This window comes from Enterobacter sp. Crenshaw, from assembly GCF_024734705.1.
Lineage (GTDB): Bacteria > Pseudomonadota > Gammaproteobacteria > Enterobacterales > Enterobacteriaceae > Enterobacter > Enterobacter asburiae_B.
The window spans coordinates 1,719,309-1,733,202 of record NZ_CP102932.1; the positions used below are offsets into that span (position 1 = coordinate 1,719,309).

General features: G+C 55.0%; 16 protein-coding genes. 14 read left to right on the forward strand and 2 right to left on the reverse strand.

The genetic code is table 11. From position 1 onward, the window contains the following. Positions 1-2 precede the first annotated feature (2 nt). The 13 genes from yceG to NWV12_RS08180 all read left to right on the forward strand — a co-directional run bounded on the left by yceG (position 3) and on the right by NWV12_RS08180 (position 11,529). A complete protein-coding gene (gene yceG / locus NWV12_RS08120; protein ID WP_048979223.1) occupies positions 3-1,025 on the forward strand; it encodes a cell division protein YceG in 1,023 nt (340 codons plus the stop codon). Next, complete coding sequence (tmk, locus tag NWV12_RS08125; protein WP_023311155.1) at positions 1,015-1,656, forward strand: dTMP kinase; 642 nt, start codon at positions 1,015-1,017, stop codon at positions 1,654-1,656. Before yceG ends, tmk begins: the two co-directional genes overlap by 11 nt. Next, on the forward strand, positions 1,653-2,657 hold the full coding sequence (gene holB / locus NWV12_RS08130) for a DNA polymerase III subunit delta' (RefSeq protein ID WP_048979224.1): 1,005 nt from the start codon (positions 1,653-1,655) through the stop codon (positions 2,655-2,657). The genes tmk and holB overlap by 4 nt, the downstream gene beginning before the upstream one ends. Positions 2,658-2,667: 10 nt before the next feature. Then, positions 2,668-3,462: a metal-dependent hydrolase gene (locus NWV12_RS08135; RefSeq protein WP_048979225.1), complete on the forward strand. Its 795-nt coding sequence runs from the start codon at positions 2,668-2,670 to the stop codon at positions 3,460-3,462. A 297-nt stretch (positions 3,463-3,759) separates the two neighbouring features. Next, entirely contained in the window at positions 3,760-5,193 is a 1,434-nt protein-coding gene (gene ptsG, locus NWV12_RS08140) for a PTS glucose transporter subunit IIBC (protein ID WP_023311158.1), read from the forward strand. Positions 5,194-5,440: 247 nt separating this feature from the next. Next, positions 5,441-5,800, forward strand: coding sequence for a purine nucleoside phosphoramidase (gene hinT / locus NWV12_RS08145; protein ID WP_033145218.1), 360 nt, complete (start codon positions 5,441-5,443; stop codon positions 5,798-5,800). 1 nt (position 5,801) lies between these two features. Further along, positions 5,802-6,176: a YcfL family protein gene (locus tag NWV12_RS08150; protein ID WP_023311159.1), complete on the forward strand. Its 375-nt coding sequence runs from the start codon at positions 5,802-5,804 to the stop codon at positions 6,174-6,176. Between the two features lie 10 nt (positions 6,177-6,186). Then, positions 6,187-6,834, forward strand: coding sequence for a penicillin-binding protein activator LpoB (lpoB, locus tag NWV12_RS08155; protein ID WP_023311160.1), 648 nt, complete (start codon positions 6,187-6,189; stop codon positions 6,832-6,834). After that, positions 6,815-7,639 (forward strand): thiamine kinase, encoded by an 825-nt coding sequence (thiK, locus tag NWV12_RS08160; protein WP_048979226.1) that lies wholly within the window; start codon positions 6,815-6,817, stop codon positions 7,637-7,639. The genes lpoB and thiK overlap by 20 nt, the downstream gene beginning before the upstream one ends. Positions 7,640-7,650: 11 nt before the next feature. Continuing rightward, positions 7,651-8,676: a beta-N-acetylhexosaminidase gene (gene nagZ, locus NWV12_RS08165; RefSeq protein ID WP_048979237.1), complete on the forward strand. Its 1,026-nt coding sequence runs from the start codon at positions 7,651-7,653 to the stop codon at positions 8,674-8,676. A gap of 34 nt (positions 8,677-8,710) precedes the next feature. Further along, entirely contained in the window at positions 8,711-9,253 is a 543-nt protein-coding gene (ycfP, locus tag NWV12_RS08170) for an alpha/beta hydrolase YcfP (protein ID WP_008500781.1), read from the forward strand. Between the two features lie 238 nt (positions 9,254-9,491). After that, positions 9,492-10,796 carry an NAD(P)/FAD-dependent oxidoreductase gene (locus NWV12_RS08175; RefSeq protein ID WP_023335290.1) on the forward strand — a complete coding sequence of 435 codons (1,305 nt, stop codon included), beginning with the start codon at positions 9,492-9,494 and terminating at the stop codon, positions 10,794-10,796. Positions 10,797-10,989: 193 nt separating this feature from the next. Next, positions 10,990-11,529, forward strand: coding sequence for a glycine zipper 2TM domain-containing protein (locus NWV12_RS08180; RefSeq protein WP_008500779.1), 540 nt, complete (start codon positions 10,990-10,992; stop codon positions 11,527-11,529). A gap of 59 nt (positions 11,530-11,588) precedes the next feature. Here NWV12_RS08180 and NWV12_RS08185 read toward each other — a convergent pair whose 3' ends face one another. Beyond that, entirely contained in the window at positions 11,589-12,224 is a 636-nt protein-coding gene (locus NWV12_RS08185; protein ID WP_029739866.1) for a TetR/AcrR family transcriptional regulator, read from the reverse strand. 244 nt (positions 12,225-12,468) lie between these two features. Here NWV12_RS08185 and bhsA point away from each other — a divergent pair, with 244 nt between their 5' ends. After that, positions 12,469-12,726: a multiple stress resistance protein BhsA gene (bhsA, locus tag NWV12_RS08190; protein WP_023616599.1), complete on the forward strand. Its 258-nt coding sequence runs from the start codon at positions 12,469-12,471 to the stop codon at positions 12,724-12,726. Positions 12,727-12,801: 75 nt separating this feature from the next. Here the strand turns inward: bhsA and NWV12_RS08195 are convergent, their stop codons facing one another. After that, the gene (locus NWV12_RS08195) at positions 12,802-13,767 is read right to left on the reverse strand and encodes a L,D-transpeptidase family protein (RefSeq protein ID WP_033145220.1); all 966 of its coding nucleotides are present in this window, start codon (positions 13,765-13,767) and stop codon (positions 12,802-12,804) included. Between the last annotated feature and the right edge of the window lie 127 nt (positions 13,768-13,894).

Here is a 13,894-nt window from a genome sequence, read left to right on the forward strand (position 1 = left end):
TCATGAAAAAAATGTTGCGCGTTGTCCTTATCCTCATCGTTGCGCTGGGCGTCGCCGGCGGAGCAGGCGTATGGAAAGTTCGCCAGCTGGCGAACAGCAAGATCCTGGTTAAAGAGGAAACGATCTTTACCCTGAAAGCGGGAACCGGCCGTCAGGCGCTTGGGGAACAGCTCTATGGCGACAAGATTATTAATCGTCCACGCGTATTCCAGTGGCTATTGCGCGTGGAACCTGAGCTGTCACATTTCAAAGCAGGTACCTATCGCTTTACGCCGGGAATGACCGTCAGAGAGATGCTGCAGCTGCTGGAAAGCGGTAAAGAAGCCCAGTTCCCACTGCGGTTTGTGGAAGGGATGCGCCTGAGCGATTACCTTAAACAGCTGCGTGACGCGCCGTATATCAAACATACCTTAAAAGACGATAGCTATCAGACGGTGGCAGAAGCGCTGAAGTTTGAACATCCGGAATGGGTGGAAGGCTGGTTCTGGCCAGACACCTGGATGTACACGGCAGGCACGACCGATGTGGCTATCCTGAAGCGGGCGCACAAAAAAATGGTTGCCGCCGTAGATGCCGCCTGGGAAGGGCGGATGGAAGGATTGCCTTACAGCGATCCGAACCAGTTCGTCACCATGGCCTCGATCATCGAGAAAGAGACGGCCGTCGCTGCTGAGCGCGATCGGGTGGCGTCAGTATTTATCAACCGTCTGCGCATCGGCATGCGTTTGCAAACCGACCCTACCGTAATCTACGGCATGGGTGAGAGCTATACCGGCAAGATCTCAAGAAAAGATCTGGAGACGCCAACGGCGTATAATACCTACGTGATTAGCGGTTTACCGCCGGGCCCGATTGCCACGCCGAGCGAGGCGTCGCTTAAAGCCGCCGCGCATCCGGCTAAAACACCGTATCTCTATTTTGTGGCTGATGGAAAAGGGGGGCATACCTTTAACACCAACCTTGCCAGCCACAATCGCTCTGTTCAGGACTATCTGAAGGCACTTAAGGAAAAAAATGCGCAGTAAATACATTGTCATTGAGGGACTCGAAGGGGCGGGTAAAACCACCGCCCGCAACGTGGTGGTGGATACGCTCAAAGCGCTTGGCGTGGCGGACATGGTATTTACCCGCGAGCCGGGCGGCACGCAGCTGGCTGAAAAGCTGCGCAGCCTGGTACTGGATATCAAATCCGTCGGCGACGAAGTTATCACTGACAAAGCCGAAGTGCTGATGTTCTACGCGGCGCGCGTTCAGCTGGTTGAGACGGTGATCAAACCCGCCCTGGCCGAGGGCAAGTGGGTGATCGGCGACCGTCACGATCTGTCGACTCAGGCGTATCAGGGCGGAGGACGCGGCATCGACCAGACAATGCTGGCAACGCTGCGTAATGCCGTATTGGGTGATTTTCGCCCCGACCTGACGCTTTATCTGGATGTGACCCCGGAAGTGGGTCTCAAACGTGCCCGCGCGCGTGGCGAGCTGGACCGCATTGAACAAGAGTCGTTTGATTTCTTTAACCGCACTCGTGCACGCTATCTTGAGCTGGCCGCACAGGACAGCTCAATTTGTACCATCGATGCGACGCAGTCCCTGGACGACGTCACGCGCGACATTCAGCACACCATTACGCAGTGGGTGCAGGAGCAGCAGGCATGAAATGGTATCCATGGTTGCGCCCACACTTTGAACAGCTGATCGGCAGCTATCAGGCAGGTCGGGGGCATCATGCGTTACTGATTCAGGCATTGCCAGGGATGGGTGATGATGCGCTGATTTATGCCATCACCCGTTTTCTGATGTGTCAGCAGCCGGAAGGGCACAAGAGCTGTGGTAAATGCCGTGGCTGCCAGCTCATGCAGGCGGGGACGCATCCTGACTACTACACCCTTGAGCCTGAGAAGGGTAAAAGCGCGCTCGGTATCGATGCCGTGCGTGAAGTCAGTGAAAAATTGTATGAACACGCGCGACTGGGCGGCGCTAAAGTGGTCTGGCTTAAAGACGCCACGCTGCTTACCGAGGCGGCGGCTAACGCCCTGCTTAAAACCCTGGAAGAGCCGCCGGTTAAAACGTGGTTTTTCCTCTCATGTCGTGACCCGGGACGATTACTGGCGACGTTGCGCAGCCGTTGTCGTCTTCATCACCTTGCAGTACCTCAGGAATCGTGGGCGCTGAGCTGGCTTGAACGAGAGGTGACAACGTCACCTGAAAGCGCGCTGTCCGCCTTGCGCCTGAGCAGCGGCGCGCCCGCGGCGGCGCTGGCACTACTGCAGCCTGACGTCTGGTCAGAGCGAGAAACGCTCTGCCGGGCCCTGGATGTCTCACTGAACAGTCAGGACTGGCTAAGTTTACTGCCTGCGCTTAACAGCGATCGGGCCGTTGATCGTCTGCACTGGCTGGCCTCCCTACTGCTGGATGCGCTCAAAATCCAGCAAGGTGCAACGCTTCTGACTAACCCGGACGCGTTGACGCTGGTGAATACGCTGGCGAACCGGCTCTCAGGGACGGTTCTTCACGCGATGCTCCATGACATCTGCCAGAGCCGTGAACAGCTTTTAACCGTAACGGGTCTTAATCGCGAGCTTTTACTGACCGACCAGTTACTGCGTATCGAACATTACCTGCAACCCGGCGTCACACCGCCAGTTTCCCATCTCTGAGAGAGACATTATGTTTTTAGTCGACTCACACTGCCATCTTGATGGCCTGGATTATCAATCCCTGCATAAAAACGTGGATGACGTGCTGGCAAAAGCCGCTGCCCGCGATGTGAAATTCTGTCTTGCGGTGGCGACGACGCTGCCGGGCTACCGCTCCATGCGTGAGCTGGTGGGCGTTCGCGATAACGTGGTGTTCTCCTGCGGCGTGCACCCGCTGAATCAGGACGAGGCCTACGACGTTGAGGAACTGCGCCGACTGGCAGCCGAAGAGGGCGTGGTAGCGATGGGCGAGACCGGGCTGGACTATTTTTACACGCCGGAAACCAAACCGCGCCAGCAGGAGTCCTTCCGCAACCATATTCGCATTGGCCGGGAACTGAACAAGCCGGTTATCGTCCACACCCGCGATGCGCGTGCGGATACCCTGGCTATCCTACAGGAAGAAAACGTGACGGATTGCGGTGGCGTACTACACTGTTTCACAGAAGACAGAGAAACGGCGGGGAAGCTGCTTGATTTGGGGTTTTATATCTCGTTTTCGGGGATCGTGACGTTCCGTAACGCTGAGCAGCTGCGTGATGCTGCACGTTATGTTCCGCTCGATCGCATTCTGGTGGAGACGGATTCTCCGTACCTGGCACCGGTACCGCATCGCGGTAAAGAGAACCAGCCCGCTATGACGAGAGATGTGGCTGAGTACATGGCCGTACTGAAGGGCGTCAGCATTGATGAGCTGGCCCGCGTGACGACGGAAAACTTCTCCACGCTGTTCCATATCGACCCCGCCCGCCTGCAATCTGTTTGATACACCTGTTTTTTTTAGGCTCGTAATTAATAAGTAAAGCGAGTAAAGTTCACCGCCTCATTTGGGGCGGTGAGTGTGTATTTAGACACATCCGGACATGCTTTTTGTAAATAACTGAAAGTTTTTCGACCGCCTTAAGCTGAAACGTGATAGCCGTCAAACAAACTCAGAGGGAATTATTTTACTCTGTGTAATAAATAAAGGGCGCTTAGATGTCCTGTCCACGGCACGGTACTCCCCCCGGGCCAATGCGTGAAAGCGTAAAAAAAGCACAAATACTCAGGAGCACTCTCAATTATGTTTAAGAATGCATTTGCTAACCTGCAAAAGGTCGGTAAATCGCTGATGCTGCCAGTATCCGTACTGCCTATCGCAGGTATCCTGCTGGGTGTCGGTTCTGCTAACTTCAGCTGGCTGCCAGCCGTAGTGTCCCACGTGATGGCCGAAGCAGGCGGTTCTGTCTTTGCTAACATGCCACTGATCTTCGCGATCGGTGTGGCTCTGGGCTTCACCAATAACGACGGCGTTTCTGCGCTGGCTGCAGTGGTTGCCTACGGCATCATGGTGAAAACCATGGCTGTGGTTGCGCCGCTGGTTCTGCATTTACCGGCAGAAGAGATCGCCGCGAAACACCTGGCGGACACCGGTGTTCTGGGCGGTATCATCTCCGGTGCGATTGCAGCGTATATGTTTAACCGCTTCTATCGCATCAAGCTGCCTGAGTATCTGGGCTTCTTCGCGGGCAAGCGTTTCGTTCCGATCATCTCTGGTCTGGCAGCGATTTTCACTGGCGTGATCCTGTCCTTCATCTGGCCACCAATCGGCTCTGCTATCCAGACCTTCTCTCAGTGGGCTGCTTACCAGAACCCGGTTGTGGCGTTTGGTATCTACGGCTTCATCGAGCGTTGCCTGGTGCCATTCGGTCTGCACCACATCTGGAACGTTCCATTCCAGATGCAGATTGGTGAATTCACCAACGCAGCAGGTCAGGTATTCCACGGCGATATCCCACGTTACATGGCGGGCGACCCAACTGCAGGTAAACTGTCTGGTGGCTTCCTGTTCAAAATGTACGGTCTGCCAGCAGCTGCGATTGCTATCTGGCACTCTGCTAAGCCAGAGAACCGTGCAAAAGTGGGCGGTATCATGATCTCCGCAGCGCTGACCTCGTTCCTGACCGGTATCACCGAGCCGATCGAGTTCTCCTTCATGTTCGTTGCGCCGATCCTGTACGTTATCCACGCGATTCTGGCGGGCCTGGCGTTCCCAATCTGTATCCTGCTGGGTATGCGTGACGGTACGTCCTTCTCTCACGGTCTGATCGACTTCATCGTTCTGTCCGGTAACAGCAGCAAACTGTGGCTGTTCCCAATCGTGGGTGCGTGCTATGCCGTTGTTTACTACACCATCTTCCGCGTGCTGATTAAAGCACTGGACCTGAAAACTCCGGGTCGTGAAGATGCGACAGAAGACAGCAAAGCTGGCGCTACCAGCGAAATGGCTCCGGCACTGGTCGCAGCGTTCGGCGGTAAAGAGAACATCACTAACCTGGACGCGTGCATCACTCGTCTGCGTGTGAGCGTTGCCGACGTAGCGAAAGTAGACCAGCCGGGTCTGAAAAAACTGGGCGCAGCGGGCGTAGTTGTTGCAGGTTCTGGTGTACAGGCAATCTTCGGTACCAAATCCGATAACCTGAAAACCGAAATGGATGAGTACATCCGCAGCAACTAAGTTGTGACCTGGGGAGACTAAGGCAGCCGAATGGCTGCCTTTTTTATTTGTGTCTTAAAAAACGCCACTGAGACGCGAGAGCGGTCACTCTTCAGTCAGCTGATGAACATTCAGGAAAGAAATCGAGGGAGGAGGTTGAAAGGACAGGAGAAACTCGCTCATACTCTTGGATTGTGTCACACACCGATCCCGGGAGTGTGTTTACAGCGGACGCATTGCGCCAGATTAAACAAAAAAGGAAAAGGTCATGGCTGAAGAAACGATTTTCAGTAAAATTATCCGCCGCGAAATCCCGTCGGATATCGTCTATCAGGATGAACTGGTGACGGCTTTCCGGGACATTTCCCCTCAGGCCCCGACGCACATCCTTATCATTCCCAATATTCTGATTCCGACTGTAAACGACGTAAAAACCGAGCATGAAGTGGCGTTAGGTCGTATGCTGACTGTGGCTGCCAGAATCGCTGAACAGGAAGGGATTGCAGAAGACGGTTACCGTCTGATCATGAACTGCAACCGCCATGGTGGCCAGGAAGTTTATCATATTCACATGCATCTGCTGGGTGGACGTCCTCTGGGGCCGATGCTGGCACATAAAGGTCTTTGACATGCTGAAAGGGCGTATTGCAGCGCTGGTAATGGCGATGATGATTGTGGGGTGCAGCTCGCGTCCGGCGATCCCCGTGAATGATGAACAGACGCTGGTCATGGAGTCCTCCGTGCTTGCCGCGGGCATCACGGCGCAACAGCCCGCGTTGACCATCAGTGAAATCAACTCATCTGCCTCCTCTACGCTCTTTAATGAAAGACATGAACCGGTGACGGTCCACTACCGTTTTTTCTGGTATGACGTAAGAGGTCTTGAAATGCATCCGCTGGAGGCGCCGCGCAGCGTCACCATTCCGGCCAGGTCGTCGGTAACGCTCTATGGCAGCGCCAACTATCTGGGTGCGCATAAGGTGAGACTTTATCTTTATCTCTGAGGGGTGAACCTTGATTAAAAATTTGAGCCGCTATGCGCTCGTGACAGCTTTCGCTCTGTTTCTTGCAGGGTGTGTGACCCGAACTGAACAGCCTGCGCCTGTGGAAGAGGCTAAACCGGGTACTGAACAGCCGACACCGCCAACGCAGCAGCAGCCAACCGTGCCGTCTGTACCGTCTATTCCGGCGCAGCCAGGCCCGATTGAACATCCGGACCAGACGTCACAGCCCACGCCGCGCGTGCGCCATTACGACTGGAACGGGGCGATGCAGCCGATGGTAGGCAAAATGCTGCAGGCGCAGGGCGTGACGGCGGGCAGCGTATTGCTGGTCGACAGCGTGAACAACCGTACCAACGGTTCGCTGAACGCGGGTGAAGCCACGGAAACCCTGCGTAATGCTCTGGCTAACAACGGCAAGTTTACGCTGGTCTCGGCTCAGCAGCTCGCCGTCGCCAAACAGCAGCTGGGCCTGTCGCCGCAGGATAGCCTCGGTACCCGCAGCAAGGCGATCGGCATTGCACGTAACGTTGGCGCGCAGTATGTGCTTTACTCTAACGCCACCGGTAACGTGAATACCCCAGCCCTGCAGATGCAGCTGATGCTGGTTCAGACAGGCGAAATTATCTGGTCAGGTAAAGGTGCGGTTACGCAACAATGACGGCACGCGTGAAGAGATTCTGACGCGCTATTTTCCTCAGTACCGCCTTATCGCGCCGCAGGCCCATTCCGGGCTTGGCGGCGCGAGTTGCATTATAGAACAGGGCGAACGACGTCTGGTCTTGCGGCAAAATCACGACCCCGACGCGCCTGCCTCCCATTTCCGTCGTCAGTTTCGTGCCCTGAGACGTCTTCCGGCGGATCTCGTGCCTGCCCCTCGTTTTTTCAGACAGGGCTGGATGGCCGTCGACTATCTGGACGGTGAAGTTAAAAGCGCGCTGCCGGACACGCCGGAGCTTGCGGCGGTGCTGTATCATCTGCACCGGCAGCCACGTCTGGGATGGCGAATTACGTTATTCCCGCTGCTGGAACATTACTGGCAGCAAGCCCTGCCAGACAGACGTACTCCAGTGTGGCTGGCACGTCTTAAGCGGCTGCGTAAAACGGGCGAGCCGCAGCCGATTCGGCTCGCGCCGCTGCACATGGATGTTCATGCCGGGAATATTGTTCATACGCCAGCGGGGATCAGGCTTATCGACTGGGAGTATGCCGGAGATGGCGATGTGGCGCTGGAGCTGGCGGCCGTCTGGACGGAGAGTGAAGCCGCGCGGCAGATGCTCATCAGGGAATACGCCCGGGTGGCACATATTGACCCCGACGCGCTGAGGCGTCAGGTCAGACGCTGGCGACCCTGGGTCGTCATGTTAATGGCTGGCTGGTTTGAAATGCGCTACCGGCAGTCCAGAGACAAACAATTTATTGCGCTGGCAGACGATGCCTGGCGTCAGTTACAAACTAAAGGATAAGAGAGGTGGATGTGGGTCCAGTCATGTTGGATGTTGAAGGGTTTGAGCTGGATGCGGAGGAGCGTGAAATTCTGGCGCATCCGCTGGTGGGTGGCCTGATCCTGTTTACTCGCAACTATCACGATCCGGCGCAGCTGCGCGAGCTGGTGCGTCAGATCCGCGCCGCGTCGCGTAACCATCTGGTGGTGGCCGTCGATCAGGAAGGCGGGCGCGTGCAGCGTTTTCGCGACGGTTTTACCCGCCTCCCGGCAGCCCAGTCATTCGCTGCGCTGCTCGGCGCGGAAGAGGGTGGAAAACTGGCGCAGGAGGCCGGCTGGCTGATGGCCAGCGAAATGATTGCTATGGATATCGACATCAGCTTTGCACCGGTGCTGGATGTAGGGCATATCAGCGCTGCCATTGGCGAGCGCTCATACCATGAAGACCCGCGTATTGCGCTGGCAATGGCGACCCGGTTCATCGACGGCATGCACGACGCAGGCATGAAAACCACCGGGAAACACTTCCCGGGTCACGGGGCGGTGATGGCGGATTCTCACAAAGAGACCCCGCGCGATCCGCGCCCGGAAGCGGAAATTCGCGCCAAAGATATGTCAGTTTTCCAGTCGCTTATCACCGATAACAAGCTTGATGCCATTATGCCCGCGCACGTGATTTACAGCGACGTCGACCCGCGTCCTGCCAGCGGTTCTCCGCACTGGCTGAAAACCGTTCTGCGTCAGGAACTGGGCTTCAACGGCGTGATTTTCTCTGACGATTTGTCGATGGAAGGGGCCGCGATCATGGGCAGCTACGCTGAACGCGGTCAGGCATCGCTGGATGCAGGTTGCGATATGATCCTGGTCTGCAATAATCGTAAAGGTGCCGTTAGCGTGCTGGATAACCTGTCGCCGATCAATGCAGAGCGTGTTACACAATTGTATCATAAAGGTTCATTTAGCCGTCAGGAGCTGATGGATTCGGCGCGCTGGAAGACGGTCAACGCCCGGCTTGAAGACCTGAATGAGCGCTGGCAGGCACATAAAGCCAGCCTGTAAACCCTCCCGGAAGGCGTAGCGTGGTGAGAAGACGATGATCATCTATTTACACGGTTTTGACTCAAACAGTCCTGGCAATCATGAGAAGGTGCTGCAGCTGCAGTTTATCGATCCGGATGTACGGTTGATCAGCTACAGCACGCGTCATCCGAAGCATGATATGCAGCATCTGCTCAAAGAGGTGGACAAGATGTTGCAGCTCAACGTCGACGATCGCCCGTTGATTTGCGGCGTAGGGCTGGGCGGCTACTGGGCGGAGCGGATTGGCTTCCTGTGCGACATTCGCCAGGTGGTGTTCAATCCTAACCTGTTCCCGAACGAGAACATGGAAGGCAAAATTGACCGTCCGGAAGAGTATGTCGATATTGCGACCAAGTGCGTGAGCAACTTCCGTGAGAAAAACCGCGACCGCTGCCTGGTGATCCTTTCCCGTAATGATGAAGCGCTCAACAGCCATCGGGCAGCAGAGCTCCTGCATCATTACTATGAGATCGTCTGGGACGAAGAACAGACCCACAAGTTCAAAAACATCTCCCCGCATCTGCAGCGTATCAAAGCGTTTAAAACGCTGGGTTAATCAATTTCCCGCATGCATCAAAGCACGGCCGCGAAAGCGTGCCGGGCTTTCTTTTTGACCAGAATTGTCTACTTTTAAGCCATCAAAACTTGATGCATATCAATTTTGGTATGACCAATGCGCCTGACGTGGTATTCTCAATGCACCTGAATGGTTTCAGTGCTGTAACCTGTTGTTAATTAAGGGTTATTTTTATAACTTTTAATTAACAATTGGTTAATAATTTGAGGGGGTCACGTTGACTACGCCATTGAAAAAGATAGTGATTGTAGGCGGTGGTGCTGGCGGGCTGGAGCTGGCTACACAGCTGGGCAAGAAGCTGGGTCGCGGTAAAAAAGCCAAAATTACGCTGGTGGATCGTAACCACAGCCACCTGTGGAAACCGCTGCTGCACGAAGTGGCGACCGGTTCTCTGGATGAGGGCGTGGACGCGCTCAGCTATCTGGCGCACGCGCGCAACCATCATTTCCAGTTCCAGCTGGGCTCGGTGGTGGACATCAACCGTGAAAGCAAAACCATTACCCTGGCAGAGCTGCGCGATGAAAAAGGGGAGCTGCTGGTTCCCGAGCGTAAACTGGCGTACGACACGCTGGTCATGGCGCTGGGCAGTACCTCTAACGACTTCAACACGCCGGGCGTGAAAGAGCACTGCATCTTCCTCGATAACCCGCACCAGGCGCGTCGTTTCCATCAGGAAATGCTGAACCTGTTCCTGAAGTACACAAGCAATATGGGTGCGAACGGTAAGGTGAATATCGCCATTGTCGGCGGCGGCGCGACGGGCGTTGAGCTGTCAGCGGAGCTGCACAATGCGGTGAAGCAGCTGCACAGCTACGGTTACAAAGGGTTAACTAACGAAGCGCTGAACGTCACGCTGGTTGAAGCCGGTGAACGTATCCTGCCTGCGCTGCCTCCGCGTATTTCCGGTGCGGCGCACAATGAGCTCACCAAACTGGGCGTGCGGGTGCTGACGCAGACCATGGTGACCAGCGCCGACGAAGGCGGCCTGCACACCAAAGACGGCGAGTATATCAAAGCGGATCTGATGGTCTGGGCGGCTGGTATCAAAGCGCCTGACTTTATGAAAGAGATCGGCGGTCTGGAAACCAACCGCATTAACCAGCTGGTAACCGAGCCAACGCTGCAAACCACGCGCGATCCTGAAATCTTTGCCATCGGTGACTGTGCCTCCTGCGCGCGTCCTGAAGGTGGATTCGTGCCGCCGCGCGCGCAGGCCGCTCACCAGATGGCAAGCCTGGTGCTGCACAACATTCTGGCGCAGTACAAAGGCAAGCCAATGAAAGCCTATGTCTACAAAGACCACGGTTCACTGGTGTCATTGTCAAACTTCTCTACCGTCGGCAGCCTGATGGGCAACCTGATGCGCGGCTCAATGATGGTAGAAGGGCGCATTGCCCGCTTCGTGTATATCTCCCTGTACCGCATGCACCAGATTGCGCTGCACGGCTATTTCAAAACCGGGCTGATGATGCTGGTGGGCAGAATCAACCGCGTGATCCGTCCGCGTCTGAAGCTGCACTAATCTTTCACTCCCTCCGGGCCCTCCGGAGGGAGTTTTTAGCATTTCATGCTGTAGATCACAGCTTGGCTGCTTAAGAGTTCTCCTAAATACAATATATCTCCTCTCAACGCCCCTTTTTTGATCCTTTATCTTATTGGCGAAGCCGTGCCTCCATTGCAAAATTGTTACCAATAGCAACAAAGGAGGAAGTCCCGTGAATAAATCAATGTTGGCGGGTATAGGGATTGGCGTCGCGGCTGCGTTAGGTGTGGCTGCCGTTGCCAGTCTCAACGTATTAGATCGCGGCCCGCAGTATGCACAGGTGGTTTCTGCTACACCGATTAAAGAAACCGTAAAAACGCCTCGTCAGGAGTGCCGTAACGTCTCCGTGACGCACCGTCGTCCGGTGCAGGATGAAAACCGCATTGCCGGTTCTGTTCTGGGTGCGGTAGCGGGTGGCGTAATTGGTCACCAGTTTGGCGGCGGCCGGGGTAAAGACGTGGCGACCGTGGTCGGCGCGCTGGGTGGCGGCTATGCCGGTAACCAGGTGCAGGGCGCGATGCAGGATAATGATACCTACACCACGACTCAGCAACGCTGTAAAACCGTCTATGACAAGTCGGAAAAAATGCTGGGCTATGACGTGACGTACAAAATTGGCGATCAGCAGGGCAAAATCCGCATGGATAAAGACCCGGGCACGCAAATTCCACTGGATGGAAACGGCCAGCTGGTTCTGAATAACAAAGTGTAAAAAAGATGTTCTCTGAATTTAGCTCCTCATGCGCTCAGGCTGAGGAGCTTTTTTTTGCTTCAGATTTTCAGTAGCTCAGGCCACAGCCGCAGCGTGGTTTCGCTAATATGCTGCAGTTTTTCCAGCGTGGCCCCTTCGCGGGCGCTGATCGACATCCCCTGCAAAATACAGCTCAGGTATTGCGCCAGCAGCTGAGGGTTGCATTGCGCGGGGATTTCACCGCGCTGCTGACGCTGCGCCAGAAATGCGCTGAGCGTCTCCTCCTGCATGGCATGCCGTGATTTCACCGTATTGGCAATCTCTTTAGAGGACGCCGCAAGGGTGGCAGAGGTGTTAATCATAAAGCAGCCCGCAGGCGTCTCTTTACTGGTGAAACAGGTCGCGACGGCGGTGAAATAGTCCCGAAGCGCCTGTTCAACGCTTTTCTCTTCGCAGAACAGCTGGGCTTCGTGTTTCGCCGCAAAGCGCGAAATGTATCTGTCCAGCACCGCCCTGAACAGTCCCTCTTTATTGGTAAATTCGGCATACAGCGTCGGCGCTTTGGCTCCGGTAGCTTCTACCAGATCGGAAAGCGAGGTTGCTTCATACCCATGTTGCCAGAAGAGAGTCATGGCCTTATCAAGCGCTGCATCCCTGTCAAACACTTTTGGTCGGCCACGGCTTTTCTTCGCACAACTCGTGACATCGGTTGTCATTTGCCGTTGGTCCTCTGTTGGTTTGGTGAATGACCATTATAAAAATAAACGCAACCCACCACCAGTGCAGAATGCTTAAAAATAAATTAATCATATATGTATGAAAAATAACAATTTTAAAATTAAGTTAACGCTCGTTATAAAATTATGTTGACGCGTGACCTGGATCACATTTATGATTTACCTATCGATCGTTAACTAAATGATTAACGACCTCCAAATTCATCTGCTAAAGGTAAACATCATGAAAAACGTAAAAACTCTCATCGCTGCCGCTGTCCTGAGTTCACTCTCTTTCGCAAGCTTTGCTGCTGTACAGGTACAATCCACCCCTGCTGACCAGCATAAAGTCGGGACAATCTCTGCGTCTGCAGGTACTAACCTGGGTTCCCTGGAAGATCAGCTGGCGCAAAAAGCGCAAGAGATGGGTGCAAAATCTTACCGCATCACCTCAGTGACCGGTCCTAACACCCTTCACGGCACGGCGGTCATCTACAAATAAGCCGTGCATAAACCCTCATTTATGCCACTGCAATAAAAAACGCCCTGCTCAGCAGGGCGTTTTTTTATTTCTGATTTACATCGACTGCGGGACGACATCGTGATGCCGGGTGACATCGGTCGGCATGCCTGACCGGGCTTCCATCGCACGCTCCATCACCACGCTGTTGGTATTCGCATTCGTTTTGAAACTTACCATCGCGGCATTCAGGTTAATGGGCAGCGTCTGCGGATCGTCGCCAATGTTTTTCGATAACGGCTGATGGATCTCAACCAGCCGCACGCCGCCGGGCTCCTCTGAAACTTTAATCGGCGTATTGATAATATTCACTTTGGTTCCCGGCGTAACGACGTTAAACAGCGTTTTGATATCGTCATCGCGCAGACGAATACAGCCGGAGCTGACGCGCATGCCGATGCCAAAGTCCGCATTCGTTCCGTGCAGCAGGTAGACGCCGCCGTATGCCGCGAGGCGTATCGCGTGGTGCCCCATCGGGTTATCCGGGCCTGCCGGAACCACAGCAGGAAGATCGATCCCCTGGGCCTTATAGCGGGCACGAATGTTGGCCGTCGGGGTCCAGGTTGGATTCGCGCGTTTATCCGAGACGGTGGTGACCATCGTCGGCGTCAGCGTGTCGCCGCCCAGCTGACCAATACCGATAGGGTAGACCGTCACTTCGTTTTTACCCGGCGGGTAATAGTACAGGCGCAGCTCGGCGAGGTTTATCACCATCCCCTCGCGCGGGGCGTCTGGCAGGATGGTCTGTAACGGGATGGTCAGTACGCTGCCCGCGCGCGGGACATACGGGTCGACGCCGGGGTTCGCCTGCAGCAGGGCCAGAAAACCGACGTTATATTTTTTGGCAATCGCTTCCAGCGAACCGCCATTATTTTCAACCACATGAAAGCGGTTTTCACCCACGACCTTGCTGCCGGGAGGGGGAAGGGGCCAGGTGTTTGCCCGGGCGGGAAGCGCCACCGCGACGGTGGCTGCCAGCGCCAACAGGGTCATCCAGCGGGTAAAACGCGAAGAGGTCATCATCACCATAATCCATGCAAATGATAAGGTTATTGTTTTATAAGACGTTAAACATAATTATGGCGAATGGGTATGTCGGGAAGATCGGGTGAAGTGCAAAGAGTTTGTAAATTGTCCCTCCGTAGCGCCG